This window comes from Novosphingobium mathurense (assembly GCF_900168325.1).
Lineage (GTDB): Bacteria > Pseudomonadota > Alphaproteobacteria > Sphingomonadales > Sphingomonadaceae > Novosphingobium > Novosphingobium mathurense.
Genome location: NZ_FVZE01000001.1, coordinates 1,359,064 through 1,382,673 on the forward strand (window position 1 = coordinate 1,359,064; position 23,610 = coordinate 1,382,673).

The window sequence follows — 23,610 nt, forward strand, 5'->3', positions numbered from 1 at the left end:
TTTCCCAAAATGTCCAGCATGCAGCGAATATCTCCCCTCATCTTGCTCGCCTCGACCGCTCTTTTGAGCGCTCCCGCGATGGCTCAGGAAAAGGGTGTCGATGGCCGCGAATGGGACCTGGCGCGGGCGCGATCGATGCAGAATCACGACATGCGCGTGCATCAGTCGATCGACAACTGGAAGGTCCTTGTCGCCAACGGCAACATGAGCTTCTCGGCTTATTCGAGCTTTCTCCTGACGTACCCCGGCTACCCTCAGGAAGAGAAGATTCGTCGCTTCGCCGAGCAGGCAGTGCTGCGCGATTCGCCCGAGCCACGCTCGGTCGCAGCCTATTTCGATCGCTTCCCCCCGCTCACCAGCAAGGGTGCGGGACGCTATGCCACCGCCCTTGCCGGGCTGCGCCGCGCGGACGCCAAGGAGAAGGCCGTCGCCGCGTGGCGCGCTGGCTCCCTCGATCCGATGGACGAGACCAGCCTGCTCACGCTCTACCGCAACGTCCTGACCCCCGCCGACCACGACGCACGGATGAACGAACTGCTCTGGCAGGGGGAAACGTCTCAGGCGGAGCGCCAGATCTCGTTTGTTTCCTCGGCCAACCGCAACGCCTTCATGGAACGGCTGGCCCTGCTCCAGGGTTCGGCCCCGGGCAGCATGGGCCTGACCCTGCCCGCAAACATCGGCCGCGACCCCGGCTATGTCTACAACCGCGCAGTCCAGGCGCGAAAATCGGGCAGCATGTCTTCGGAAATCAACCTGCTGGCCAACCGCCCGCCGTTGGCCGAACCCGTTCCCGAACCGGAAAAGTGGGTAAAGGAACTTCTGGTCGCTGCGCGCGGGGCCGGTACCGAAAGCGCGGTGAAAATCGCCGAATCGATCGACGACGCCTTTGCCCCGGGCACCGACATCAGCCAGCTGTCCTACCGCCTGCGCGACGATTACACCTCGCTCGTGTGGTTGGGCGGCACCAAGGCGCTGTGGGATCTGGGCGCTCCGCGCCGCGCGGCGCCGCTGTTCTATCGCTACGGCGCTGCGGCGCAGACCCCGGGAACCCGCTCCAAGGGCTTTTACTGGGCCGGGCGCGCGATGGCCAAGGCAGGCGATAGCGCCGGAGCCAACCGCTACTTCGAGATGGCCGCCGCCTATCCGCAGTATTTCTATGGCCAGCTCTCGCTCGAGCGGCTGGGCCGCCCCCTGCCCGACCTCGACACGATGCCGCATATCGTCCCGACCAAGGCGGAGCGCGAAGCCTTCATGGCCAAGCCGATCACTGATGCCGTGCGCGATGTCGCGCGCGACGGAGACTGGCGCACCACGGTCCAGTTCTTCCGCGAGATATCGGATGCCGCCAGGACTGCCTCAGACCACATTCTCGTGGCCGATCTCGCCAAGGAAATCGGGCGGCGCGACCTTGCCGTCATTCTGGGCCAGAGCGCCCATGCCGACGGCTTCGGCGAATTCGGCGAGATCGCCTTCCCGCTCATCCCCAATCCGCCGGGCACCGACTGGACCATGGTCCATGCGCTTTCCCGGCAGGAAAGCCAGTTCGCGCAGAATGCGGTAAGCCATGCCGGCGCGCGCGGGCTCATGCAGCTCATGCCCGGTACTGCGCGCGAACAGGCGGGCAAGATGGGCCTGAGCTACGATCCGACTTCGCTCACCAGCGATCCCGGCTACAACATCCGCTTGGGCGACGGCTATTTCGCGCGGATGATGGACTACTATGGCGGCTCGACCCCGCTGGCCGTGGGGGCCTACAACGCCGGGCCGGGCAACGTGAACAAGTGGCTGCGCGCCAATGGCGATCCGCGCACCGGCTCGATCGACTGGATCGACTGGATCGAGCAGATCCCGATCTACGAGACCAAGAACTACATCCAGCGCGTGCTGGAGAATGCGGTAGTCTACGAGACGATCTATCCGGAGAAATCGCCCTACAAGGGCCAGACCCCGCTCAGCCACCTGATGGGCAAGCGCAAACCGGGCTGACGCCAAGGCTCCGGCAGGCGCCCGGCGGTTCACAAGTGTGGCAGCAGGCTTGGCCTCGGCCCGGTACCTCGCCTAAGGATATCGGGCTATGCAACCTGCCGGACCACCGATCACCCCTGCCGGAATGGCCGCGCTGCGCGCGCGCTACGACCACCTGCTCGGCACCGAGCGACCCGAGATCGTCGAGATCGTCTCGTGGGCGGCAGGCAACGGGGATCGCTCGGAAAACGGCGACTACCTCTACGGTCGCAAGCGCATGCGCGAGATCGACCGCGAACTGGGCCACCTTGCCCGCCGCATGAAGAAGCTGCGCGTCGTCGACCCTTCGCGCCAGACGGAGCGTGACCGGGTCTTCTTCGGCGCCACCGTGACGATCGCGGACGAGGACGACAACCACAGGACCATCACCATCGTCGGTGACGACGAGCAGGATGCAGGTTCCGGCCATATCGGCTGGAGCGCCCCGCTCTCGCGCGCCCTGCGCGGTGCGGCGGTCGGCGACCTCAAGACCGTGCGCCTTCCGTCCGGGGAAAAGGAATGGGAAGTGATCTCCATCGCGTATCCGTAGTATCGCATTCTGCGACAGGCCGGAGGTCGGCATGGCATTGCGTCACAGGATTATCGGCAAGGCGGCGCGGGTGTACTGGCGCCTTTTCAGGCCGCGAACCCTGACCGTGCGGGCGATCGTGTGGAACGGGTCCGGCCAGGTCCTCCTCGTCCGCCACACCTACGGCAATCTCTGGCACTTACCGGGTGGCAGCGCGAAAAAAGGCGAGAGTTTCGAAGTCGCACTGCGCCGGGAACTCGAAGAGGAAATCGACCTTTGCGAACTCACGGTCGAACGCGTGGTCGGCATCTATCACAGCACCGGCGAGTACAAGGATGACCACATCGTCATCTTCGCCGTGCGCACCCGGCAGGCCGTTCGCATCGCCGATCCCAACGAAGTGCGGGAAATAGGATGGTTTTCGCCCGATGCCCTGCCACCGGACATTTCGCCAGCGACCAACCGACGTCTCGGGAATTACCGGCGCGGCGAATTCGCACTCGAGCCCTGGTAGTTTTTGCGGCCTGGAAACGCACCGACAGGTTCAGGGCCGCGATCGCGCGCCTGAACGTGCGAAGACTTTCCCTCGCCCCATCCGTCAGCCTATAGCGCCGCCAATGCATCGTTCGCTTCGCCCGGTCCTGTCGCTCTTGCTTGCCGCCACGTTCATCGTCTGCGGCGGGACAGCCCTGGCGCGCGAAAGTCTCGGACTTTACGGCACCTGGGGCGCCTTTCGCGATCCGGTGGTGCCGCGCTGCTATGCCATCGCCATGGCAGAGCCCAGCACCTTGCGCCGCGACTATCAGCCTTATGTCGCCGTCGGCACCTGGCCGCGTCGCGGTGCCCGCAATCAGCTGCACTTTCGGTTGTCGCGCAAGATGGCGGCAAATCCACGCATTTCGCTGAGCATCGGCGGCAAGCGCTACGCCCTGACCGGCGGCGGCGGCGACGCCTGGCCGATCGACGAAAAGGACAACGCCGCGATCATCGCCGCCATGCGATCCGCCACGAAGATGTCCGTCAGTGCCCAAGGCGCACAAGGCGGGCGCTTCGGCAATACCTGGCCGCTCGCCGGAGCCGCGTCCGCCATGGACGCGGCGCTGATCGGATGCGCCCAGCTACGCTGACCCGGGCATGAAAAAGGGCGGGAGCATGACGCCCCCGCCCTCCTCTCTCCAAACTGTTGTCGGGATCAGAAGCGGACGCCGACGCCTGCAACGACCTGGTGACGGTCAAGGTCGAGGTCGAAACGCTGACCGTCGGCAATGTCGCCGGTGTAGTCGAGTTCACCCTTCTCGTAGTTCGAGTAGCGGTACTCGAGTTTGGCGAAGACGTTGTTGCTCACCGCCTGCTCGATACCCGCACCGATGCGCCAGCCGTCCGCGTCGATGTCGCGGTTGGTCACGACCGAGCCGTCGCCGTTGCGCACGTCGAACTTGGCATTGGTGTAGCCGCCCTTGGCGTAGACCATGGTCGAGGGCGAAACCACGTAACCAAGGCGCGCACCGAGGTAGAGGTCGCGGTTGGTCTTCACATTGCCGATGCCGAAGCCTTCGAAATCGCCGTTGTCGAACTCGGTCTTGGCGGTCGACCAGGTCACTTCGGCTTCGGGACCGACGACCACGTTGCCCATCCTGAAGTCGTACCCGGCACCGACACCAAAAAGGGCTCCGTCGATCGACTGGTCGTTATCTATGGAGGAATCGTCATCGACGCTGCTGCCGGCCTTGGTCACGTCATAGCCAGCGAGCCCTTCGACGTGGAAACCCTCGAAGGGCTCGGCCGGACCGACATCCTGCGCCATGGCCGGAACCGATGCGATGGCACTGCCGGCAGCGAGACAAACAAGGATCTTCTTCATGTGTAACTCCAATTCTTTTCCATCGGCAGGTCGTGCCCGCCTGGACCGATGAAATGCTCAAGGGCGGAAGAGAGTTTCATGAACGTAAGACAACGAAATCATTGATGTTTTTTGGCAACACTGCATCGACGAGACGCCTTTTCGCAGCGTCGGACGGCGGGAACCGAACGCGAACTTTCGGCGTTCGCATGCGCCCGCTCGCGCTTCATGAATGTCTCGGAATCCCTGCACTCTTCCGAAATGGCGCGGCTTGCACTATATGGCCGCCAATCATGTCAGACACGAAACTCATGCCGATCCCGGGGCACATCGACCCCGTGCCCGTCCCGCGTGACGTCACCCCGCGCGAAGATGGTCGCGTCGATCTCATCGGCCTGCCCAAGAAGCGCATCGCCGAACTGTTCGAGCAGGCAGGTCTGGACGCCAAGGCCGCAAAGCTGCGCGCCAAGCAGGTGTTCCACTGGCTCTACCATCGCGGCGTGACCGAATTCGAGGCGATGACCGACATCGCCAAGACCATGCGCCCCTGGCTGGCCGAGCGTTTCGTCATCGGCCGCCCGGACATCGTCGAGGCCCAGCATTCCAGCGACGGAACGCGCAAGTGGCTGCTGCGTACCGCGGACGGGCACGACTTCGAAATGGTCTTCATCCCCGATGCGGACCGCGGCACGCTGTGCGTTTCCTCACAGGTCGGCTGCACGCTGAACTGCCGCTTCTGCCACACCGGCACGATGCGGCTCGTGCGCAACCTCACGGTCGGCGAGATCGTCGGCCAGGTGATGCTGGCGCGCGATTCACTGGGTGAATGGCCCAAGAACGCGAACGACACCCGCCTCGCCACGATGGCCGGCCTCGACGAGGAAGAGGACGAAGGCTCCTACTCCGCCGACGGGCGCCTGCTCACCAACATCGTGATGATGGGCATGGGCGAGCCGCTCTACAATTTCGACAACGTGCGCGACGCGCTCAAACTGGTCATGGACGGCGACGGCCTCGCACTCTCCAAGCGCCGCATCACACTGTCGACCTCGGGCGTGGTGCCGAAGATGGCACTGTGCGGTGAGGAAATTGGCGTGAATCTCGCGGTCTCGCTCCATGCCGTGACCAAGGAAGTGCGCGACGAGATTGTGCCGATCAACAAGAAGTTCGGCATCGAGGAACTGCTCCAGGCCTGCGCCGACTATCCCGGCGCGTCCAATGCGCGGCGCATCACCTTCGAGTATGTCATGCTCAAGGACAAGAACGACAGCGACGACGACGCGCGCGAGCTGGTCCGCCTGCTCAAGCACTACAAGCTGCCGGCCAAGGTCAACCTGATCCCGTTCAACCCCTGGCCAGGCGCTCCCTATGAGTGCTCTACGCCCGAACGGATCCGCTCGTTCTCGAACATCGTCTTCGAGGCAGGCATTTCCGCGCCCGTACGCACTCCACGCGGCCGGGACATCGATGCCGCCTGTGGCCAGTTGAAGACCGCAGCCGAAAAGAAGAGCCGCGCCGAACTGGAACGCCTCTACGCCGAAAAGGAACAGGCGCTCGGCTGACATGCCGACGCCGGATCCACCGGGACCGGCTCCATTGAACATCGCGCCTGCACCATCGTCCCGGACCTGATCCGGGGCGATGTTCGCGAACGTGCCTGAGGCACAAAAAAAGGACATCCCCGCTTACGCAGGGATGCCCATGAGGGGGAAGCAGTGCTTCCCCACTCGCAGATATCGGGGCGGTCCATGTCCGCCCCGCGTACCTTAAAGGCCGTCGAGACCCTTGCTGACCAGAATGTTCACCTCAACGCGGCGGTTCTGGGCCTTACCCTCTACGGTATCGTTGGTCGCCAGCGGGTCGGCTTCCGACATGCCGGTGGGGGTGAGCATGCGATAGGGCTTCCAGTGGCAAGCCTGCTGCAGGTAGTTCACGACGCGGCCGGCGCGCTTTTCGCTGAGAACCTGGTTGTAATCTTCGTTACCGGTCGAGTCCGTGTAACCGACGACCAGCAGCAACGCATTGTCCATGCCTTCGGCCTGGGCGGCCGTGGCGCACAGTGCGTCCTTGGCCTCCGGCGAAAGCGCCCACTTGCCGGTATCGAAGTTCACGTTGGTCGTGCCCTTGATGTTGTACTTGTCGATATCGCCCATGCGGCTGCGCAGAGCGTCGGTAGCGGCGGTCTGCTCGGCAAAGCGCTGATCGGTGCCGTTGTGGATCATCGCCGCGGTCTTGAGGTCCTTGCTCTTCAGGTCGATCTTGCTGGCCACGAGTCCGGAGCCCGACTGCAAGGTCGCGACGCTGACCGGCAGACCGTTGACGAGCGAGGTCGCTGCCAGCTTGTCCTTGTTCAGGCCCAGGAAACCGCCGGTGGCCTTGATCACGGTGGCGTCATTGATGACGATGACCGTCTTGGTGCCATCGGCAGAGGTCACCTGCATCTTGTCGCCGCTGCGCGCCGAGATAAAGCCTTCGACTTCGGGACCTGCAGTCATCTGCGAAGCGTCTGCGGCTCCGGTGTCATAGGTGGTCGTCAGGACATCACCCTGCGAGGGATCCTGCGACTGCGCAAAGCTGCCGGTTGCCGGCAGGCTCAGCATGGCCAGCATCAACAAGGCCTTCGGACTTTTTGAAACGACACTCATTACGTTACTCCTTCAATTGGCATCAGCCGGCCCTGCCTGTTCGCGGCATTCAATCATGCCGGGCCCCGTGATTGCATCTCCGGCTGTCGGAAATCTGTTCACCCCGGTTTAGTAAGGTGTGCCGCGGGAATGCAGCACATGAACGGTATTCGTGCGTGTTCAGGTCGTCCTTTCTGGCAGATGAACGTGTATGGCAAGACCGCCGGTTGTGCAGGTAATTCGACCGCAATGTGCGACGAGTCGAGCCAGACGGCACTAAAGGAACCCGCGTTCACACCATGGTTAATTTATCATGACGGAAACGGAGAGTCATCGCCTGAAGTCGCGGCTCGCCTAACGATTCGGGACTGATATCGTGGGACTTTTTTCGCAGCGCCGGATAACCGAAGTCTGACAACCAGGGGCCATCCCGGACAATTTGCTTTCAATTAAGCATCTATCTTCAATCGCTTTTCTTCAAGTCGGCAGGTGCTTCACGAACAATTGGGACCAACAGCACGCAAAGTGCACGCAGCAAATGCTTTGGCGATCTGCGAGTGAACAACGATCGGCCGACCGATTGCTTGCGCGCACGATGTTCACGGCCCTGCAAAACACGACAGACGGCCCCGTGCCGGTCGACATATATCCAGCGGATATCAGCGAGCGCGCTCAGCCAGTTCAAGGCGTACAAAAAAATGGCAGCCAATCGAAATCGGCTGCCATCAGTCTGACAGGGTTGAACCATTTCTGGCTAGCCCTTCGGGTCGCACAGGTCATGTACTTCAAGAAACGCGATGCCAAATTGTAAAATTACGACATCCCGGCACTGCAAACCCCCATTTACTCGTGACAGTACCCAACTGTCCCTTTCCTGGTCAGTTCTGTCGTCCTTGTTTACGTCCATCGAATTAGGGCTCTGCCAAGCCGGTGCCGAGGAACTCCATGGATTTGCGCAACAATATTTACTTCTTCATCGGGAACGCCGTCCGATAGCGGGACGAAACAACGATATATGACCTTTGATATGCTATGGATAATGCCGTATTAACCATGCGGTCGACAGGCCTGCCATATCGAAAAGGGAAACAGCATGAGGATTTTGAGAAGCTTCAAGGGGCTTTTTCGCAGCCATCGCAGCCATCGTTCATCGCTGGACATCGAAACGGCTGTGCGCTGGCGCAAGTGTCCGGAAAGCAATCAGGCCATCGGACAAGCCTTGTGCGCCGATCCCGTCCCGCAAATCCAACTCAACCAGATGCACTGACCCGCCACCCGCGAAACGTGTGACGCCGAAGGACCCAATAGCGCGCAAGAGCCGCGTACGAGGCCTAGCCAATAATGACAGTGCTGCCTTGTGAATGGATGGTAGCGGAGGAGGGATTCATACAATCCGCCCATGCTATTGATTTAACGTCATTTTCGTTGTCTCAAGAGCGAAAATCGCCCTAGCGATACCCCCGTTTTTACCCCCAGAGCGACGGACCGTGCCCGAACTTCGACAAGGCGTTTCACCGCCCCAATCGGCGCGGCCAATTCTTGGCGCCCAGGTCCGCTGGCACCCGATTTGCGCGTGCCGTCAGCTGGGCATCTTTGTTGCCGCGGTCATAGCGGCAGCGCAGCGATCCCGCTAAGCCGAAGGGATGACACTGGACGGTTTCCTGACCGCGCTGACGCTCCTCGTCGGCCTTTTTGCGCTTGTGCCCGCCGTCCAGCGGTTGCGCGCCACCTTGGCCGCTCCGGTGCAAGGCACCCTTGCCATGGTCGCGGTGCTGGCAATCCTTTGGCTTGAGCTGCGCGAGCCAGCACTCACCTGTCCATCGTGGCTCGGTGGCATGTGCGCCTGGCTCGAGCTGGACGGCGATAAGGCGAGCATTGCGCGCAAGGATGCCTTCCTGGTCGTTCTCGCCTGGGCGCTCGCCGCCTTCGCCATCCATCGCTTCAGCCGCGTGCGAGCGGGATCGGTGCCGGCGCTTGCGCGACTGGCGGCTCGCCTGATCGACGAAGGCCGCATGGGCGAGGCACTGGCGCTCCTGGAGCCGCACGTCGAGCTCTTCGTCTCGGTCAGCCGCAGACGGGGGCGATGGCAACGGCTTCATGATCAGGTGCAGTCTTTTGGCCAGCCCGATCCGTGGAACTTCGACGATCCTCCGCGGCGCGCGATGGGCCTGAACTGGCCCGGCTGGGCATCGGCCATGGTTCGTCGCTTTTCGGCCCTGATCCCGGCTCAAGCCGAGGCCGAGGCAGCGGCGATCGACACCTTTCGGCTGGTCCACCATTCGCCGCAGCTGCTCGCCTATATGGCGGACCAGCGCCCCTATCTCGCCTTGCCATTCCTGAGCGCGGAAACCTACAGCCGCGGCGAGTTTTCCGATGCGTTTCTCGAGCGCTTGATCGCCAGCCCCGGAAGCGCGCTCTATCAGGAACTCGAGCAGAACCAGAACCTGGAGCATCCGATCGGCTACGCTCTGCCGGAGCGAAACCGGCTGCTGCACTTCCTCTTCTCCGACAGCAGGTTCGCCGTTCGGCTCGGTGTTTGGCAGCCGGTGGGCAATTACCTCGAACGGCTGCTCGATGGGGCCGAAACGCCGGGCTACATCGACCGGCTGAACGGTAGCGCGAAATGGTATGAGCGCGAGTGGTGGCGCGATCCGGCCTATGTCGGCTTCTTCTTTTTCGACGTGATGGTCACGTCGGCGCTGCGCCAAGGCGTCGCCAATCACATGTGGCTGTTCTATTTTCCGCACTTCGCCGAACGGATCGCCCGCGTCTACGATTCCTCAGGTCCCGATATCGATCGACATGCGGAGTTTCCCACACGGGCAGCGCGGCTGCTCTATGAGCTGGTCAGCTACATGACCGGTTGGATCAAGGCGCTGCCGGATCTTCCGGACGGTTCGCCCCACAGGACCCTGCCGGCGAACCGCAATCAGACCGGCACGAACATCCCCTTCTCGGCAGCGACCGCTCTGGGGCGCACGCTCGCGGCCATCTTGAGGTCGCCTCGAGTGGATGAGGAGGTCACGCAAACGCTGCACGACGTGGTGATGCGCATGATCCAAGAATTGCCGCGCGAGGGCGACCTGGCCCGGCTGCGCCAGTGGGTGATCGAGGAGGTCGTCCATGGCGGTGGCGGGCGGATCCCGCAGGACTATAACGCGCACTTGACCGTGCTGTTCACCAATACGGATCATGTCGTTAGGGCGGACATCGAAGACTATGCTGCCGCGCTCAATGCGGCAGCATAGTCGGCCTTCTCGGACCTTCGACGAGGACATCACGAATCTTTCCCGCCTCCTCTTTCGAGAAATGGGCCAATGTGGTCGCCCATCGGACGCGCGATTGGAATGAAGCGGCTGATGGCTATCGGCGCATCAAGGACGTAAACGCGGTTGTTTGCAGCGAGATCGCAAGAAAGACTTCAAACTCGCCACGAATACGACGGTTGCGCGTCCAACCTTCGCCGCCTCAATGTCACCAGAGCCAATAAGCTGGTAAATCTTCGACTTGCTCAATCCGGTCATGCGAACGGCCTCGGGAATGCGCACGCTGATCGGTTCGATCGGAGGCGGATCGTCGCCATGATGCGGCGGTTGCGATAGAGGCACTGGACTACCTCTTGCGCATCTGTGCGAAGGCCCGGTCGCTTGCGAGAAAGCTCGCCAGCATGAAGGGGATGAGGTCGGCGACGCTCTCGGCCTGGCCATAGGCCGTCTCATAGAGAGCGGCATAGTCGTCGAGCGCCCGCTTCAGGTCAGGCAGGATGCTGATCGTGAGCTTGACCGGCGTCCGGTCGGGCAATTTGGAAAGCTTCAGATCTGCCACGCTCACCTCCCCGCCATCCGCCAGGGCCGCGGAAGCACGATGTCCTTGTGCACCACCACCCTAAGCGGCCAGCCTGGCCGCACGGTGATCGTCGGCTGGATGTTGAGATTCTTGGTGACGATCTGGTCGCCGGCGCGGGACGCACTCTGCTGCGTCGATTCCCGAAGGGCGCGGACAAGGTCGCTCTCGTCGCCGAAGCTGAGCTCGGTACCGACCCCGAGCAAGGTCGAGAGCGCAACGCCCTTGAGCAATTGCCAGGTATGGAGATCGACCTTGTCGGTGAGGCCCGCATAGCCGGCGGTGTCGGCCGCCGGCACGTTATCGATCCGGATCGACGACCCGTCGGGCAGGAGGATGCGCTGCCAGACGACAAGGGCCCGCTTCTGGCCGAACGCCACGACACTGTCGTAGCTGCCGATCAGCCGCGATCCTTGCGGGATCAGCAGGATGCGCCCCGTCACCGTGTCGTAGGCATTCTCGGTCACCTGCGCAGTGACGAGGCCTGGCAGATCCGAATTGAGGCCAGTGATCAGGCTCGCGGCGATGACGGTTCCGGCGCTCAGCGTGTACGGCGAAATGGGCTCCGCCAGCGCGTGCGGGTTGATGTCACCACTCTCGTCCTTGGCACCCAAGAAGTCCGCCTTGCGCTGCTGATTGCCCGGATCCCGTTCGGGATCGAGCGCCAATCGCGGCGATGCCTGGTCCGGCGAGGTCGCGGCCCCCTTCCCTCCGTTCCCCTTGGCAGCCGACTGGCCCGGTCGATCGGCTCCGGCGAGCTGCATCATCACGCCGGATTCCCGCGCCGCCTTGCGCTCGGCCGCGATCCGCTGACGCTCGGCTTCGGCCGCCTGCGCCGCCTGATCGACACCGGCCGGCGGCCCGGCGCCGATCGCGCGGCTGTGCTCGAGGATGGGCCGGCCGAGGTCGCCGGGGAGCGGCGGTCCGAGCTGCGGCACATCGCCGTAGGTTCGGGGTGCGCCCGCGAGCGCATCGGGCGGCGCGTTGGACGAGAGGTCGGTCCGGTCCTCATCGCCGGCGACGATCCGGAACGCCGCCGGCTTCAGCGCCACCCACGCAACGCCGACGATCGCGGTCGATCCAAGCGCGGCAAGGGCGACGATCGCGCCGCGCCGGAACCGGACCACGCGGCCCGGCCGCGCGCGCAGCACCAGCGTCTCCGGATCTTCCTTGCCGGCCGCCGGCGCCGGGGGAGGCAGCGTGTCGTCGTTCATGACGCGCTGCCCCGCCGGTGCCTGGGAGCGGAGCGCGTGATGCGGACGACCGACTGCTTGCGGCCGCCGAGGCGCAGCTCGGCCGCGCCGAAGAGGCGATCGACCACATAATAGCGTCCGGCCATGCGATAGTTGACGAGTTGGGCGTTGCCCTTGTCCCCGAGCACGAACAGCGGCGGCGCCTCGCCGACCGCAATGCTGGGCGGAAACTCGATGAAGGTTTGCCGCCCGTCGTCGAAGGCACGCAGCGGCCGCCACGCTGGATTGTCTCCGCTGATTTTGTAGCTGAAGTTGAGGTTCTCGACCGCGAGCCCGGACGCGACCGGCGCTGTGGCCTGCGCCTCGGCCTGGCGCCGCCGAATCGCGAGCAGCTCATCCTGCGGATAGCTCCACGACAAGCCGGCCATCGCCGTCGACCTGCTCTCCATCTGCAGATGATAGGCGCGCCGGTCGGTGGTGATGATGAGGTTGGTCGACAGACCCGCCGCGAAGGGCTTCACCAGGATGTGGACGCGCTTGCTCTCGCCCGTGCCGCTCGTCGTATCGCCGACCGTCCAGCGCACGGTATCGCCCGCCGCGACCGAAACGACCGTTTCGCCCGGCTGCAAGGCGATGTCGGTCACACGTTCGGGGGCTGCCAACAGGCGATAGAGCACGCCTTCGCTGAACGGATAGACCTGCACTGCATTGACGAAGGCTTGGGCATCCGGCTCGCGCGTGGCGGTGCGATTGGCGGCGCGGACGCGCAGCTCCGCCGGCGATAGCGGCAGCTTGCGATATCTGGCGCTCGCAATCGCGATGGGCGGAGCGGCCGGGAGCGGTGCCGGCGTTGCGACCGCGGGCGCCGCCGCAGGCGATGACGGCGAAGTCCCGCTCGTTGGCGGGGCCGGCGGCAGGGATTGGGCGAATGCGGATGCGGCGCCGGCGAGCGTGGTCGCCAAGCCTAGCAGATATTTCATGGGCGGGTCTCCGGTTGGGGCTGCGCGGGCGCGGCCAGATTGGGATCGAGCGGGGAGCCGAGCGGCAGGGTCGTCGGCGGGGATGATGGGACCGCCGGTTCCGCCGCAGGAGCAGGGCGGACAATCGGCTGCCCCGCCTGGTCGGGCCCGGGCGTCTCGAGCTCGCGGCTCCAGTCGATGCCGTCGACATAGAGGCCGAGCGGATTCTTCCGGAGCGTGTCGGCGTCGCGCGGCGGCTTGACGATCACCGTCAGGATCGCCGTCCAGCGCGAGGTGCCGGCAAGGCTGCCGCGCTCGTACCGGCTCTCGGTCCACTTAACCTGGAACGATCTGTCGGAGGCTCGCACGACGCTGGTCACCTGGACCGACACGGTTTTCTCGCCGATCTCGGCGAAGGGGTTCGCCGCGCGCGCATATTCGCCGAGGAAAAGGGCGCCGCGCTTCGTGGCGAAATCATAGGCCTCGAGCCAGTTCTCGCGCATCAGCACGGCATCGAGCGAGCGCGAGCGAATGTCGGTGATGAACCGCGCGAGGAACCAGGCGATCTGCGGGTCGGTCGGCCGATAGTCGCTGGCGGCCGGCGCCACCGCCTGTGCGGCGCCGAGCCGATCGACCTCTACCACATAGGGCACCACCCGGCTCTGCATCGACTGCCAGACGAGCGCACTCGACAGGCCGGTGGTGAGGAACAGCCCGCCGAAGGCCATCAGCCGCCAGTTGCGCGCCTGGACGCGGGCCGAGCCGATCCGCTCGTCCCAGAGCTGGCCGGCTCGGCTGTAGGGTGTTTCCGGTTCGGGCGTCCGCCCGTAGCGCTGGACAGCGCGTCTGAACTTCATCGGTCAGTCCCTTTCCTTGATGTCAGGGGTGGCGCCCGCACCGCCGCGATCGCCGCTCTGGAGCGCGTGGATCGCCATCTGGCGGTGGTGACGGCGGGTCTGGACGGCCTGGAGATTGCGCGCCCAGGCCGGCGCCGAATCCGGGGTCGCGCTTTCGCCCGCCGCCACGGCGCCAGCGGGAGTCGTGCTGCCCGCCCGCCAGGCCGCCTGCTGCCCACGCTCGGCGGCGGCGCGCAGGCCGAGGCCGCCACTTGCGCGTCCTGCCGCGGCGCCGCGCGCCGCAGTGGCGAGGCCACCGATCCCGGCGCCGATCGAGGCGGAGCCCGATGTCTCCTGGCCGAGCTTCCAGGCGGTCGAGGCGGCCGAGCCGATGGAGGTGCCGGCGCGGATGGCGCCGAGGCCGGCCCCGGCTACGCCGCGCGCCGCAGCAACACCGGCGCCGCCTGCTGCGGCAAAGCCGCCGGCGGCGAGCGCGGTGGTCGCGACCGCCGAACCGGCGCCGAGCTGGGGCGCGCCGGCGACCAGGCCGGAGGCGATCGAGGGGCCGAAAATGCCGAGCCCGAACAAGGCGAGGCTGGCGAGCACCAAGGTCATGGCCTGCGCGATATCGGGTTCCTGGCCCTGCAGCGCGGCGGTGAACTCGGCGAAGAAGTTGGAACCGATGCCGACGATGACGGCGAGCACCATCACCTTGATGCCCGAGGTGACCACCGACCCCAGCACCCGTTCGGCGAGGAAGCTGGTCCGCCCCCACAGCGCGAACGGCACGAGGATGAAGCCGGCGAGCGAGGTCAGCTTGAACTCGATGATGCAAACGAACATCTGCACGGCGAGGATGAAGAAGGCGATGATGATGATCAGCCAGGCGATCAGCAGCACCATGATCGTCAGGAAATTGTCGAAGAAGGTCGTGAAGCCGAGCATGTTCGACGCCTGGTCGAGCAGCGGCCAGGCCGCTTCGAAGCCGGTTCCGGCGAGCCGGCCCGGGCGCAGCAGGTCGGCGGCCGACAGCGAGCCGCCGCCGGCGGTGAGCCCCGCTTGCGCGAAGGATTTGAAGATGATGTCGGCGAGCGTCGAGAAGCTGTTCAGGATTAGCGCGAAGGCGCCGATGTAGAGGATCTTCTTGAGGAAGCGGCCGAGTATGTCGTCCTCGCCGCCCATCGCCCAGAACAGGCCGGCGAGCGTGATGTCGATGCCGATCAGCACCGTCGTCAGGAAATGGACATCGCCCCCGAGCAGGCCGAAACCCGCGTCGATATAGGTGATGAACGCCTGCAGAAAGCGATCGATGACGTTCAAATCGTTCAACTGCGCTGTCCTGTTGAATGAAGGGTGCCGCGGGGCTCCGGCGGGGGAGCAGGGGGCGACCGGAACCCCGCGGGCTGCGGCCGCGACGGCTGGGGGGATGAGGACGCGCGAGGCGCGTCTTCGTCCGTCGCGACCGGTCTCGTTACTGCTGCGGCGTATAAGCCTTGCCCGCGCCGAGGAACCGCCTGGTCGCGGCCTTGGCGTCGGTCTCCGCCTGGACGCGGCGGGCCGCGTCCATCGCCTCGGCGCGGTATTGCGCCGCCATCAGGTTCTGGATCTGGAACTGCTGCTTGGCGGTGAGCGCCAGCAGTTGGTTGGTGGTCTGCTGCGCGGCGAGCGCACCCTCGGCACCCTGGCTGCGGGCCACCAGGCTCTCGAGCGTGCGCGCATCGGCGGAGACGTTCTCGACCACCTGGGACTGCACGCCCATCGTCTGCTTGTAGGCGGCCATCGCGGTTTCGAGCCGTTCGCGCGCGGCGATCACCTGCGCATTGCTATTGAGCGCGCTCTTGAGGTCGTTCGGGAAAAGCCGGCGAAACTGCTGGTCGAGCCCGTCGACGCGGAAGTTGATGCCCTGCGCCTGGCCCATCAGCACGTCGATCTGCTGGATGGTCTGGCGCAGCGCGTCGAGCTCGGGAAAGCTGACCCGGGTCAGGTTCTTCGCCTGGTTGAGCAGCATGTTCGCTTCGTTCTGCAGCGACTGGATCTGGTTGTTGATCTGGGTGAGCGTGCGCGCGGCGGTGAGCAGGTTCTGGGCGTAGTTGCTCGCGTCGAACACGGGGATCGCCGCGGCGGGCGTCGCCGGCAGGCCGACGATGCTCACCATGCCGACGGTCAGCGCGGCGGACACGGCAGCGGACAGGAACTTGGTCTTCATGGGGCAACTCCTTGGTTGGGGGCTTGGGAAAGGGGAAATTGCGCGAGCAGATCGGCGGCCCAGGCGAGGCCGGTTTCGCGCAGGTACCGAGCGGCAAAGGTCTCGGCGCCGCCCTCGGCGATCAGTCGATCGATCAGGGCCTGGCTCGCGGGGTCGGAGGAACCGCACAGGGCGAGCGCGATCGGTCCGAGGCCGAGCTCGAACAGCCGGTTGCCGCGCGGCGACTGCAGATAATAATGCCGCTTCGGCGTCGCCTGGGCGATCAGCTCGATCTGGCGGGCGTTGAGGCCGAAGCGCTCATAGGCCGCCCTGCCCTGCGGCTCGATCGCGGCGGCGTTGGGCAGCAGGATACGCTGCGGGCAGCTCTCGATGATCGCGGGTGCAATGCTGCTCTCCGCGATGTCGGCGAGGCTCTGGCTCGCGAAGACGACCGCGACATTCTTCTTCCTGAGCGTCTTCAACCATTCGCGAATGCGCGCGGCGAACAGCGGATGGTCGAGGAACTTCCAAGCCTCGTCAAGGATCAGCAGCGTCGGCCGCCCGGTGAAGCGCGCCTCGAGCCGGTGGAACAGATAGGTGAGCACCGGCGCCACCACGCTGCCCGTGCCCATCAGCGCTTCGGTCTCGAAGCACTGGACATCCGCGATGCGAAGCTCGTCCTCGGCTGCATCGAGCAGCCGGCCGAATGGCCCCTCGAGCGTGTAGGGCGCGAGCGCCGAGCGCAGCGCGGTCGACTGCAAGAGCAGGCCAAGCCCGGTCAGCGTGCGCTCCTCGGCGGGCGCTGTCGCCAGGCTACTGAGCGCCGACCAGACCGCTTCCTTGACGGCCGGATCGACGGTGACCTTCTCGTGCGCCAATAGCGCGCCGATCCATTCGGCCGCCCAGGCGCGCTCGTCCGGCCGGTCGATCGCGGCCAGCGGCTGGAAGGCGATCGTCTCGCCGGCATCGCCGCCGAGGCCCAGCCCATGGTGCGCGCCGCCGCACGCCAGCGTCACCGCGCGCGCCGAGCGGCCCATGTCGAAGATGTAGACCTGGCTGCCCGGATAGCGGCGGAACTGCAGCGCGATGAGCGCAAGCAGCACCGATTTGCCCGCGCCGGTGGGCCCGACGATCATCATATGGCCGACGTCGCCGACATGGGTCGACAGGCGGAACGGCGTTGAACCGCCGGTCTCGGCGCAGAGCAACGGCGGCCCGCCCAGATGCGCATTGCGCGCCGGCCCGGCCCAGACGCTCGAGAGCGGCATCAAGTGCGCGAGATTGAGCGTATGGACGAGCGGCTGGCGGACGTTGGCGTAGACCTGTCCCGGCAGGCTCGACAGCCAGGCTTCCACCGCGTTCAGCCCCTCGCGGATGCAGGTGAAGCCGAGCCCGTTGACGATCCGCTCGACCGCGCGGACCTTGTCCTCGACGCGGGCGCGGTCCTCGTCGGCGACGGTGATGGTGGTGGTCAGATGGCCGAAGCTGACATGATCGCCGCCCAGCGCCTGGAGCGCGAGGTCGGCGTCGGCCATCTTGTTGTCGGCATCGCTGTCGAGCAGCTGGACGGGCTGGTTGTAGATGACCTCGCGCAGCAGCGCGGTGATCGACTTTCGCTTGTTGAACCATTGCCGGCGCAGTCTGGTCAGCGCCCTGGTCGCATCGGTGCGGTCGAGCGCGATGAACCGGGTGACCCAGCGGTAGCCGAAATCCTGATGGTTGAGCGCATCGAGGATGCCCGGACGGCTGAGATTGGGAAAGCCGAGGATGGTGAGCGTGCGCAGATGCTGACGCCCGAGCATCGGCTCGAGCCCGCCTGTCAGCGGCGTGTCGGCGAGCAGCCCGTCGAGATACATCGGGGTTTCGGGCACGGCTACGGACATGTGACGGATCGAGATGCAGCCGTGCAGGAAGGTCAGCGTCTCGGCATCGTCGAGCGCGTGGATCTCGGGCATGAAGCCGGCGAAGAGGTCGAGCGCGCGGGTCGTCTCGGCCACGAACGCGGCCAGGGCCTGCCGCCAGTCGCGCCCCTGGTGCCCTTCACTGCGCTCGACCAGCGCGCGGCCCGCCGTGTCGGCCTGATCGGGCGGCGGCAGAAAGGTCAGCGTCAGATAATAGCGGCTCTCGAAATGCTGGCCCGCGCCCTCGAACGCCGCTCGCCGTTCCTCGTCGACCAGCCACGATGCCGCATCGGGAAAGAGGCTGTCGGGATAGCCGATCGCCTCGCGCCGCTCGGCCTCGATATGGAGCGCCCAGCCCGAGCCGAAGCGCTTCAGCACATTGTTGGCCCGCGCGCAGGTCGCGACGAGCTCGGCCTCGGTCGCGCTTTCGAGGTCCGGCCCACGGAAACGCAGCGTGCGCTGGAAGCTCCCATCCTTGTTGAGGACGACGCCCGGCGCGACCAGCGCCGCCCAGGGCAGATGGTCGGCGAGCCGGTCGGCGCGATTGCGGTACTCGCGCAGCATCAGCATGCGAGATGCCCTTTCTGGCGGAGGTGGCGGGCGAGCACGGGCGCGAAGTCCGGATCGCGCTTGGCGGCGAAGACCGCCAGCGTGTGCCCGAGCGCCCAGACCACGAGGCCGGCGATCCATTGCTGCAAGCCCAGCCCCAGCGCGGCCGCGACCGTGCCGTTGACGATCGCGATCGCCCGCGGCGCCCCGCCCAGGAGGATCGGCTCGGCAAGCGACCGGTGGAGCGGTGCCTCGAAGCCCTCGATGTGCTGGGAGCTGAACGAGTTTGGACCGATCACGAGATCAGCGCTCCGCCGCCGAAGCTGAAGAAGCTCAGGAAGAAGCTCGATGCGGCAAATGCGATCGACAGGCCGAAGATGATCTGGATGAGCCGGCGGAACCCGCCCGCCGTCTCGCCGAAGGCCAGGGTCAGGCCGGTGACGATGATGATGATCACCGCGACGATCTTGGCAACCGGTCCCTGGACCGATTCCAGCACCTGCTGGAGCGGTTGCTCCCACGGCATGCCCGAGCCTGCCGCCTGGGCGCGCGTGGCGACCGTCAGAGCAAGGCCGAGCGCCGCCCCGACAAGAAAGGTGGTGCGACGATCCGGAAAACGGACAAGCATCATGGCAAATCTCCTTCTGAGCGGGTGGGATCGGGGGTGAGGTCGAGGACGCCGTAGCCGCCGTCCGGATCGAGGCCGGCGACGCGCGCGATCGTCTCCACGCGGCGACCGAGGCCGCGGCCGGCGATGAACACGATCATGTCGATGGCCTCGGCAATCAGCCGCCGTGGCACGGTGACGACGGCTTCCTGGATCAGCTGCTCGAGCCGGTAGAGCGCCGAGACGGCCGAGTTGGCGTGGACCGTGGCGATGCCGCCCGGATGGCCGGTGTTCCAGGCCTTGAGCATGTCGAGCGCCTCGCGCCCGCGAACCTCGCCGACGATGATGCGGTCGGGCCTCAACCGCAACGTCGAGCGGACGAGATCGGCCATGGTCACGCTGCCGGCCCCGCTCGCAGCACCGGAACGGGTCCGCAGCGCCACCACGTCGGGTGCAGCGCATTGCAGCTCGCGCGTGTCCTCGATCAGGATGACGCGCTCGTCGAGATGCGCCATCTCGGCGAGCAGCGCATTGGCGAGCGTGGTTTTGCCCGAGCTGGTGCCGCCGGCGATGAGGATGTTCCTGCGCTCGACCACGGCGAGGCTGAGCCGCCGCGCGGTGTCCGCCGGCATGATGCCGTCATTCACATAGTCGAGCAGCGTGTAGATCCTGGCGGCGGGCTTGCGGATCGAGAAGCACGGTGCCAGCGACACAGGTGGCAGCACGCCTTCGAACCGCTCCCCTGCCCCCTCCCCGTGCGGCGGCAGCTCGGCCGAGACGATCGGCGCGGCTGAATGGACCTCCGTGCGCGCGTGGCTGGCGACCAGGCGGATGATCCGCTCGACCTGTGCGGGATCGTAAATCGCACCGGTCTCGACCCGCCCTTCGCCCAATCGGTCGAGCCGCAGCGCGCCGTCGGGATTGACCATGATCTCGATCACCGCCGGATCCGCGAGCGCGGCGGCGATCGTCGGCCCCATCGCGGTGCGCAGCATGGCGCGGCGGCGTTCGGAGGACAGGCTATCGCTCATGTCCGAGCTCCCTCGCGCACCGAAGGGGCGGCAAGGGTTCGCTGCCCGCTCGCCAGCGCCTCGCCGACGCGGGTCACGAAGGCTTCGAAGCGATCGCGGCCGACCGCGCGCGCTGCCTCATCGGCTTCGGGCAGCGGCGCCTGGACCATCAGCTCGTAGCGGACGAACAGGGCCAGGCTTTCGAGGAGGACGTACCCGTCTCGCTCGATGCGCCCCAGCGCCATCGACATGCGGTCGAGCCGCTGGTTGAACCGGTTCTCCAGCTCGCTCGCGGCCTGCCGGTTGAGCCAGGCGGTGAGCGCGTCGGTGAGGATGGCCGATTTGGAGGCGCCGGGCTTGGCGGCCAGCGCCTCGAAGCGATGGCTCAGATCTTCCGGCAGGAAGAGCTGATAGCGGACGCGCTTCTGCTTCATCGCCGCCACCGTCAAAAGCCCGGCAGCATGTCGCGGTCGCGCGACTCGTTCATTGCGTGGGCGCGCACCACCGTGTTGGTGGGCCGGGCGCGATCCATGGCGCGCTTGTCCGCGGCGGGATCGACGTCGTCCTTGTCGAGCCCGAGAAGGTCGAGCTGCTTGGGCGGCTCGGGCTTCTGCGCCGGCTCCTCGCCAAGACCCGGATGGCGCTGCTGCTGGAGCCCGCCTTGGTCAGCGACGGTCGCGGTTTCGTCTTCGCTCCGGCCGAGTCGCGTGTCGGGCGCACGAACCAGGCCGCTCCAATCGTCGATCCGGGCCTGAGGCCGATCGGCGTACCCGCCGTCCGCGAGTGCGGGCGGAGCCGCGACGCGCGTGCGGAAATTGCGGTCCTCGTAGTAGCGCAGTTTCTTCGCCCGAATCGGCGGCATGCCCGAGACGAGCACCAGCTCGTCGGCGGGCGGAAGCTGCATCACCTCGCCCTGGGTCAGGAGCGGCCGCGCGGTCTCCTGGCGGCTGACCATGACATGGGCGAGCCAGGGCGCGAGCCGGTGGCCGGCATAGTTGCGCATCGCGCGCTGCTCGGTCGCCTGCCCGAGCGCCTCGGAGATCCGCCGCGCGGTCCGCTCGTCATTGGTCGCGAAGGCGACGCGGACATGGCAATTGTCGAGAATGGCGTTGTGTTCGCCATAGGCCTTCTCGATCTGGTTGAGGCTCTGGGCGATCAGGAAGGCCCGCACGCCGTAGCCGGCTAGGAAGGCGAGGCTGGTCTCGAAGAAATCGAGCCGCCCGAGCGCGGGAAATTCGTCCAGCATCATCAGCAGCTGATGCTTGCGGCCGAGGCTGCGATCAGCATCGAGCTTCTCGGTCAGACGGCGGCCGATCTGGTTCAGCACCAGGCGAATGAGCGGTTTGGTCCGCGAAATGTCCGACGGCGGGATGACGAGATAGAGCGAGACCGGTTGTGGCGCTTCGACCAGATCGGCGATGCGCCAGTCGCAGCGCGAGGTGACCGCGGCGACGGTCGGATCGCGGTAGAGACCGAGGAACGACATCGCGGTCGACAGCACGCCCGAGCGTTCATTGTCGGATTTGTTGAGCACTTCGCGGGCGGCCGAGGCCACGACCGGATGGACCAGCGGGGCGTCCTTGGTGCCGAGGTGATTGGTGGTCATCATCCGCTTGAGCGTCGCGGTGAACGGGCGCTGCGGATCGGAAAGGAAGGTTGCGACGCGCGCGAGGGTCTTTTCCTCCTCGGCGTAGAGGACATGCAGGATCGCGCCGACCAGTAGCGAATGGGAGGTTTTCTCCCAGTGGTTGCGACGCTCGAGCGCCCCTTCGGGGTCGACCAAAATATCGGCGATATTCTGAACGTCGCGGACTTCTTGCTCGCCGCGGCGGACTTCGAGCAGCGGGTTGTATCTGGCAGAGCGCGGATCGGTTGGATTGAACAGCAGCGTGTGGCTGAAGCGTGCGCGCCAGCCGGCGGTCAGCTGCCAGTTCTCGCCCTTGATGTCGTGGATGACCGCCGAACCCGTCCAGCTGAGCAGGGTCGGAACGACCAGGCCCACGCCCTTGCCCGAGCGGGTCGGCGCGAAGGCCATGACATGCTCGGGGCCGTCGTGGCGGAGATATCGGCCGTGAAGACGCCCGAGGAACACGCCCGCATCGCGATGGAGGCCGGCGCGTTCGATCTCGCGGGGCCTGGCCCAGCGCGCGGAACCGTAGGTCGTTACATTATGCGACTGGCGCGCGCGCCAGAGCGAACCGGCGATCGCCGCCGCGCAGCCGAGAAAGCCGCTGGCGCCGGCGAGCATGCCCGCCTTGTCGAACACATGCGGGGCATAGGCATCATAATGATACCACCAGGGGAAGATGGCCCATGGCCGATAGACCGGCGTGCCGAACACCATGAACCAAGCCGGCCCCAGCTGAGCCTGGTAGCCGAGCATGGCGGCGCACCACTGGGTGGCCGCCCACACGCCCGCGACCATGATCGCGAAGACGACGAGTATCTGGCCGATCAGCAGCTTGGTCGGGGTCACATTTCTGCTCCGGGAAGGACAGCTTGTCCTGACCCGGTCAGACTCGCACCGAAGAGGCGGATGGCGTTATGGCCTCGCCGCCGACGCTGACCATCTCTCTGCCGACATGGCCGGCGCAGCGGATCGCCATTGACTCAATGTTTCATATTTGTTCTCATTCTCGCCATGACCCGAGTCGACGACGAAAGCCTTGCGCTGCATCTCGAAGTGGCGCTGTCCACGGCCCCGCCCTCCATGCTTGGCGGCCTCCTGGATCCCGACCGGCGCCAGCGGCATGCCGCCATCGGCGAGATTACGAGAGAATTGGTGGAGCGGCTGCGCTGCTTCGATATTCGGTATGAAGACGGTCGTATCGCCTGCGGCCGACAGCCGGCGCTGTTCCCCGATGATCTGGGACCGATCAGCCATAATGTGATGGTCGCTCGAACCTCAGGCAAAGCCGCTGAGTGCCAGATGGTCCAAATAGTCTCTGACGGCGCTCGCCTTGCCCGACTTGACCAGCGCTTCGGGCGTACGACCGTCTAAGGCCGGAATGGGTTGCGAACGATACCAGGCCATCGCCTGTGCCTCGCCGCCTGCCCAGTCGCGGACTCGGCTGATGATCTCGAGCATTTCAGTCAGCCGCATTTGCGATCGAGGGGCTGTAGGGTGTCCTGCCTTCGATAGGGTGGAGACACCGAGGCCCGCGGTTTCCGCAAGCTGCGCCCTGGTCATGCGGAACGCATCCGCGACCCGTCCGGGATCGACCATCCCGCCCTGGTCCATGAAGCGAGTGACGAAGACGGAAGCAGCCAGGCACAAAGAATGGCCGTCGACCTCCCTTTTCTCGGCAAGGCGGCCATCGCGTGCACTGCGTGCCACCCGTCCAATCCTGGCCTTGGGCTGCGCCTTTGCCATGTCCCATGCTCCAAACTGGCACTCGTCCCCATCCGCTGGTGGAACCCGAATGAGAGCCCTCTTGTCAATCTGTGCGCCGCCAAGCAACTGATCGACCAACTTGATTCTGATCGGGGCGTGAATCTGGCGCGCGGCCCGCGATGCGGGCGAAGGGGGT

Annotated in this window: 25 protein-coding genes; 8 read left to right on the top strand and 17 right to left on the bottom strand. The window is 65.6% G+C overall.

Annotated features, from left to right (window positions below):
• The first annotated feature begins 9 nt into the window (after positions 1-9).
• From B5483_RS06460 to B5483_RS06475, 4 genes are all read left to right on the top strand, one after another.
• Positions 10-1,986 carry a lytic transglycosylase domain-containing protein gene (locus tag B5483_RS06460; RefSeq protein ID WP_176167956.1) on the top strand — a complete coding sequence of 659 codons (1,977 nt, stop codon included), beginning with the start codon at positions 10-12 and terminating at the stop codon, positions 1,984-1,986.
• Between the two features lie 88 nt (positions 1,987-2,074).
• Complete coding sequence (greB, locus tag B5483_RS06465; protein WP_079729766.1) at positions 2,075-2,554, top strand: transcription elongation factor GreB; 480 nt, start codon at positions 2,075-2,077, stop codon at positions 2,552-2,554.
• Positions 2,555-2,585: 31 nt separating this feature from the next.
• Positions 2,586-3,047 carry an NUDIX domain-containing protein gene (locus tag B5483_RS06470; RefSeq protein ID WP_079729767.1) on the top strand — a complete coding sequence of 154 codons (462 nt, stop codon included), beginning with the start codon at positions 2,586-2,588 and terminating at the stop codon, positions 3,045-3,047.
• A gap of 103 nt (positions 3,048-3,150) precedes the next feature.
• Positions 3,151-3,660: a hypothetical protein gene (locus B5483_RS06475; protein WP_054947174.1), complete on the top strand. Its 510-nt coding sequence runs from the start codon at positions 3,151-3,153 to the stop codon at positions 3,658-3,660.
• A gap of 65 nt (positions 3,661-3,725) precedes the next feature.
• Here the strand turns inward: B5483_RS06475 and B5483_RS06480 are convergent, their stop codons facing one another.
• A complete protein-coding gene (locus B5483_RS06480) occupies positions 3,726-4,394 on the bottom strand; it encodes an outer membrane protein (RefSeq protein WP_054947173.1) in 669 nt (222 codons plus the stop codon).
• Positions 4,395-4,666: 272 nt separating this feature from the next.
• On the opposite strand from B5483_RS06480, the gene rlmN reads away from it, so the two are divergent.
• Entirely contained in the window at positions 4,667-5,935 is a 1,269-nt protein-coding gene (gene rlmN, locus B5483_RS06485) for a dual-specificity RNA methyltransferase RlmN (protein ID WP_054947172.1), read from the top strand.
• 204 nt (positions 5,936-6,139) lie between these two features.
• Here rlmN and B5483_RS06490 read toward each other — a convergent pair whose 3' ends face one another.
• Positions 6,140-7,018: an OmpA family protein gene (locus tag B5483_RS06490; RefSeq protein ID WP_054947171.1), complete on the bottom strand. Its 879-nt coding sequence runs from the start codon at positions 7,016-7,018 to the stop codon at positions 6,140-6,142.
• Between the two features lie 574 nt (positions 7,019-7,592).
• Between B5483_RS06490 and B5483_RS23125 the strand changes: the two genes are divergently transcribed.
• From B5483_RS23125 to B5483_RS06500, 3 genes are all read left to right on the top strand, one after another.
• A complete protein-coding gene (locus B5483_RS23125) occupies positions 7,593-7,808 on the top strand; it encodes a hypothetical protein (protein ID WP_079729768.1) in 216 nt (71 codons plus the stop codon).
• 282 nt (positions 7,809-8,090) lie between these two features.
• Positions 8,091-8,264: a hypothetical protein gene (locus B5483_RS23130; RefSeq protein ID WP_156367372.1), complete on the top strand. Its 174-nt coding sequence runs from the start codon at positions 8,091-8,093 to the stop codon at positions 8,262-8,264.
• Positions 8,265-8,640: 376 nt separating this feature from the next.
• A complete protein-coding gene (locus tag B5483_RS06500) occupies positions 8,641-10,245 on the top strand; it encodes a cation diffusion facilitator family transporter (protein ID WP_079729769.1) in 1,605 nt (534 codons plus the stop codon).
• Positions 10,246-10,371: 126 nt separating this feature from the next.
• On the opposite strand, the gene B5483_RS23735 is transcribed toward B5483_RS06500, so the two are convergent.
• The 15 genes from B5483_RS23735 to B5483_RS06575 all read right to left on the bottom strand — a co-directional run bounded on the left by B5483_RS23735 (position 10,372) and on the right by B5483_RS06575 (position 23,453).
• Positions 10,372-10,704, bottom strand: coding sequence for a helix-turn-helix domain-containing protein (locus B5483_RS23735; RefSeq protein ID WP_079729770.1), 333 nt, complete (start codon positions 10,702-10,704; stop codon positions 10,372-10,374).
• Positions 10,610-10,822, bottom strand: coding sequence for a DUF2274 domain-containing protein (locus B5483_RS06510; protein WP_079729906.1), 213 nt, complete (start codon positions 10,820-10,822; stop codon positions 10,610-10,612). Before B5483_RS06510 ends, B5483_RS23735 begins: the two co-directional genes overlap by 95 nt.
• A gap of 2 nt (positions 10,823-10,824) precedes the next feature.
• Positions 10,825-12,054, bottom strand: a complete 1,230-nt coding sequence (locus B5483_RS06515) for a TraB/TrbI/VirB10 family type IV secretion system protein (RefSeq protein ID WP_079729771.1) — start codon at positions 12,052-12,054, stop codon at positions 10,825-10,827.
• A complete protein-coding gene (gene trbG, locus B5483_RS06520) occupies positions 12,051-13,013 on the bottom strand; it encodes a P-type conjugative transfer protein TrbG (protein WP_079729772.1) in 963 nt (320 codons plus the stop codon). Before trbG ends, B5483_RS06515 begins: the two co-directional genes overlap by 4 nt.
• Entirely contained in the window at positions 13,010-13,849 is an 840-nt protein-coding gene (trbF, locus tag B5483_RS06525) for a conjugal transfer protein TrbF (protein ID WP_079729773.1), read from the bottom strand. The genes trbG and trbF overlap by 4 nt, the downstream gene beginning before the upstream one ends.
• 3 nt (positions 13,850-13,852) lie before the next feature.
• Complete coding sequence (trbL, locus tag B5483_RS06530) at positions 13,853-15,157, bottom strand: P-type conjugative transfer protein TrbL (protein ID WP_079729774.1); 1,305 nt, start codon at positions 15,155-15,157, stop codon at positions 13,853-13,855.
• 142 nt (positions 15,158-15,299) lie between these two features.
• The gene (gene trbJ / locus B5483_RS06535; RefSeq protein ID WP_079729775.1) at positions 15,300-16,034 is read right to left on the bottom strand and encodes a P-type conjugative transfer protein TrbJ; all 735 of its coding nucleotides are present in this window, start codon (positions 16,032-16,034) and stop codon (positions 15,300-15,302) included.
• Entirely contained in the window at positions 16,031-18,484 is a 2,454-nt protein-coding gene (trbE, locus tag B5483_RS06540) for a conjugal transfer protein TrbE (protein ID WP_079729776.1), read from the bottom strand. Before trbE ends, trbJ begins: the two co-directional genes overlap by 4 nt.
• Positions 18,478-18,762: a VirB3 family type IV secretion system protein gene (locus tag B5483_RS06545; RefSeq protein ID WP_079729777.1), complete on the bottom strand. Its 285-nt coding sequence runs from the start codon at positions 18,760-18,762 to the stop codon at positions 18,478-18,480. Before B5483_RS06545 ends, trbE begins: the two co-directional genes overlap by 7 nt.
• Positions 18,759-19,094 (bottom strand): TrbC/VirB2 family type IV secretion system protein, encoded by a 336-nt coding sequence (locus B5483_RS06550; RefSeq protein ID WP_079729778.1) that lies wholly within the window; start codon positions 19,092-19,094, stop codon positions 18,759-18,761. The genes B5483_RS06545 and B5483_RS06550 overlap by 4 nt, the downstream gene beginning before the upstream one ends.
• Positions 19,091-20,101 carry a P-type conjugative transfer ATPase TrbB gene (trbB, locus tag B5483_RS06555; RefSeq protein ID WP_079729779.1) on the bottom strand — a complete coding sequence of 337 codons (1,011 nt, stop codon included), beginning with the start codon at positions 20,099-20,101 and terminating at the stop codon, positions 19,091-19,093. Before trbB ends, B5483_RS06550 begins: the two co-directional genes overlap by 4 nt.
• The gene (locus B5483_RS06560) at positions 20,098-20,514 is read right to left on the bottom strand and encodes a CopG family transcriptional regulator (RefSeq protein ID WP_079729907.1); all 417 of its coding nucleotides are present in this window, start codon (positions 20,512-20,514) and stop codon (positions 20,098-20,100) included. The genes trbB and B5483_RS06560 overlap by 4 nt, the downstream gene beginning before the upstream one ends.
• An 11-nt stretch (positions 20,515-20,525) precedes the next feature.
• Complete coding sequence (locus tag B5483_RS06565; protein ID WP_079729780.1) at positions 20,526-22,556, bottom strand: conjugal transfer protein TraG; 2,031 nt, start codon at positions 22,554-22,556, stop codon at positions 20,526-20,528.
• 66 nt (positions 22,557-22,622) lie between these two features.
• Positions 22,623-22,964: a hypothetical protein gene (locus B5483_RS06570; RefSeq protein ID WP_079729781.1), complete on the bottom strand. Its 342-nt coding sequence runs from the start codon at positions 22,962-22,964 to the stop codon at positions 22,623-22,625.
• Positions 22,965-22,985: 21 nt separating this feature from the next.
• A complete protein-coding gene (locus B5483_RS06575) occupies positions 22,986-23,453 on the bottom strand; it encodes an antitoxin Xre/MbcA/ParS toxin-binding domain-containing protein (protein WP_139383915.1) in 468 nt (155 codons plus the stop codon).
• Positions 23,454-23,610 lie beyond the last annotated feature (157 nt).

Coding starts and splice junctions, on each gene's coding strand:
- B5483_RS06460 (WP_176167956.1), top strand. CDS start 10: ATGTCCAGCATGCAGCGAATATCTCCCCTCATCTTGCTCGCCTCGACC.
- greB (WP_079729766.1), top strand. CDS start 2,075: ATGCAACCTGCCGGACCACCGATCACCCCTGCCGGAATGGCCGCGCTG.
- B5483_RS06470 (WP_079729767.1), top strand. CDS start 2,586: ATGGCATTGCGTCACAGGATTATCGGCAAGGCGGCGCGGGTGTACTGG.
- B5483_RS06475 (WP_054947174.1), top strand. CDS start 3,151: ATGCATCGTTCGCTTCGCCCGGTCCTGTCGCTCTTGCTTGCCGCCACG.
- B5483_RS06480 (WP_054947173.1), bottom strand. CDS start 4,394: ATGAAGAAGATCCTTGTTTGTCTCGCTGCCGGCAGTGCCATCGCATCG.
- rlmN (WP_054947172.1), top strand. CDS start 4,667: ATGTCAGACACGAAACTCATGCCGATCCCGGGGCACATCGACCCCGTG.
- B5483_RS06490 (WP_054947171.1), bottom strand. CDS start 7,018: ATGAGTGTCGTTTCAAAAAGTCCGAAGGCCTTGTTGATGCTGGCCATG.
- B5483_RS23125 (WP_079729768.1), top strand. CDS start 7,593: ATGTTCACGGCCCTGCAAAACACGACAGACGGCCCCGTGCCGGTCGAC.
- B5483_RS23130 (WP_156367372.1), top strand. CDS start 8,091: ATGAGGATTTTGAGAAGCTTCAAGGGGCTTTTTCGCAGCCATCGCAGC.
- B5483_RS06500 (WP_079729769.1), top strand. CDS start 8,641: ATGACACTGGACGGTTTCCTGACCGCGCTGACGCTCCTCGTCGGCCTT.
- B5483_RS23735 (WP_079729770.1), bottom strand. CDS start 10,704: ATGGCCAGGCCGAGAGCGTCGCCGACCTCATCCCCTTCATGCTGGCGA.
- B5483_RS06515 (WP_079729771.1), bottom strand. CDS start 12,054: ATGAACGACGACACGCTGCCTCCCCCGGCGCCGGCGGCCGGCAAGGAA.
- trbG (WP_079729772.1), bottom strand. CDS start 13,013: ATGAAATATCTGCTAGGCTTGGCGACCACGCTCGCCGGCGCCGCATCC.
- trbF (WP_079729773.1), bottom strand. CDS start 13,849: ATGAAGTTCAGACGCGCTGTCCAGCGCTACGGGCGGACGCCCGAACCG.
- trbJ (WP_079729775.1), bottom strand. CDS start 16,034: ATGAAGACCAAGTTCCTGTCCGCTGCCGTGTCCGCCGCGCTGACCGTC.
- trbE (WP_079729776.1), bottom strand. CDS start 18,484: ATGCTGATGCTGCGCGAGTACCGCAATCGCGCCGACCGGCTCGCCGAC.
- B5483_RS06550 (WP_079729778.1), bottom strand. CDS start 19,094: ATGATGCTTGTCCGTTTTCCGGATCGTCGCACCACCTTTCTTGTCGGG.
- trbB (WP_079729779.1), bottom strand. CDS start 20,101: ATGAGCGATAGCCTGTCCTCCGAACGCCGCCGCGCCATGCTGCGCACC.
- B5483_RS06560 (WP_079729907.1), bottom strand. CDS start 20,514: ATGAAGCAGAAGCGCGTCCGCTATCAGCTCTTCCTGCCGGAAGATCTG.
- B5483_RS06570 (WP_079729781.1), bottom strand. CDS start 22,964: ATGGCTGATCGGTCCCAGATCATCGGGGAACAGCGCCGGCTGTCGGCC.
- B5483_RS06575 (WP_139383915.1), bottom strand. CDS start 23,453: ATGGCAAAGGCGCAGCCCAAGGCCAGGATTGGACGGGTGGCACGCAGT.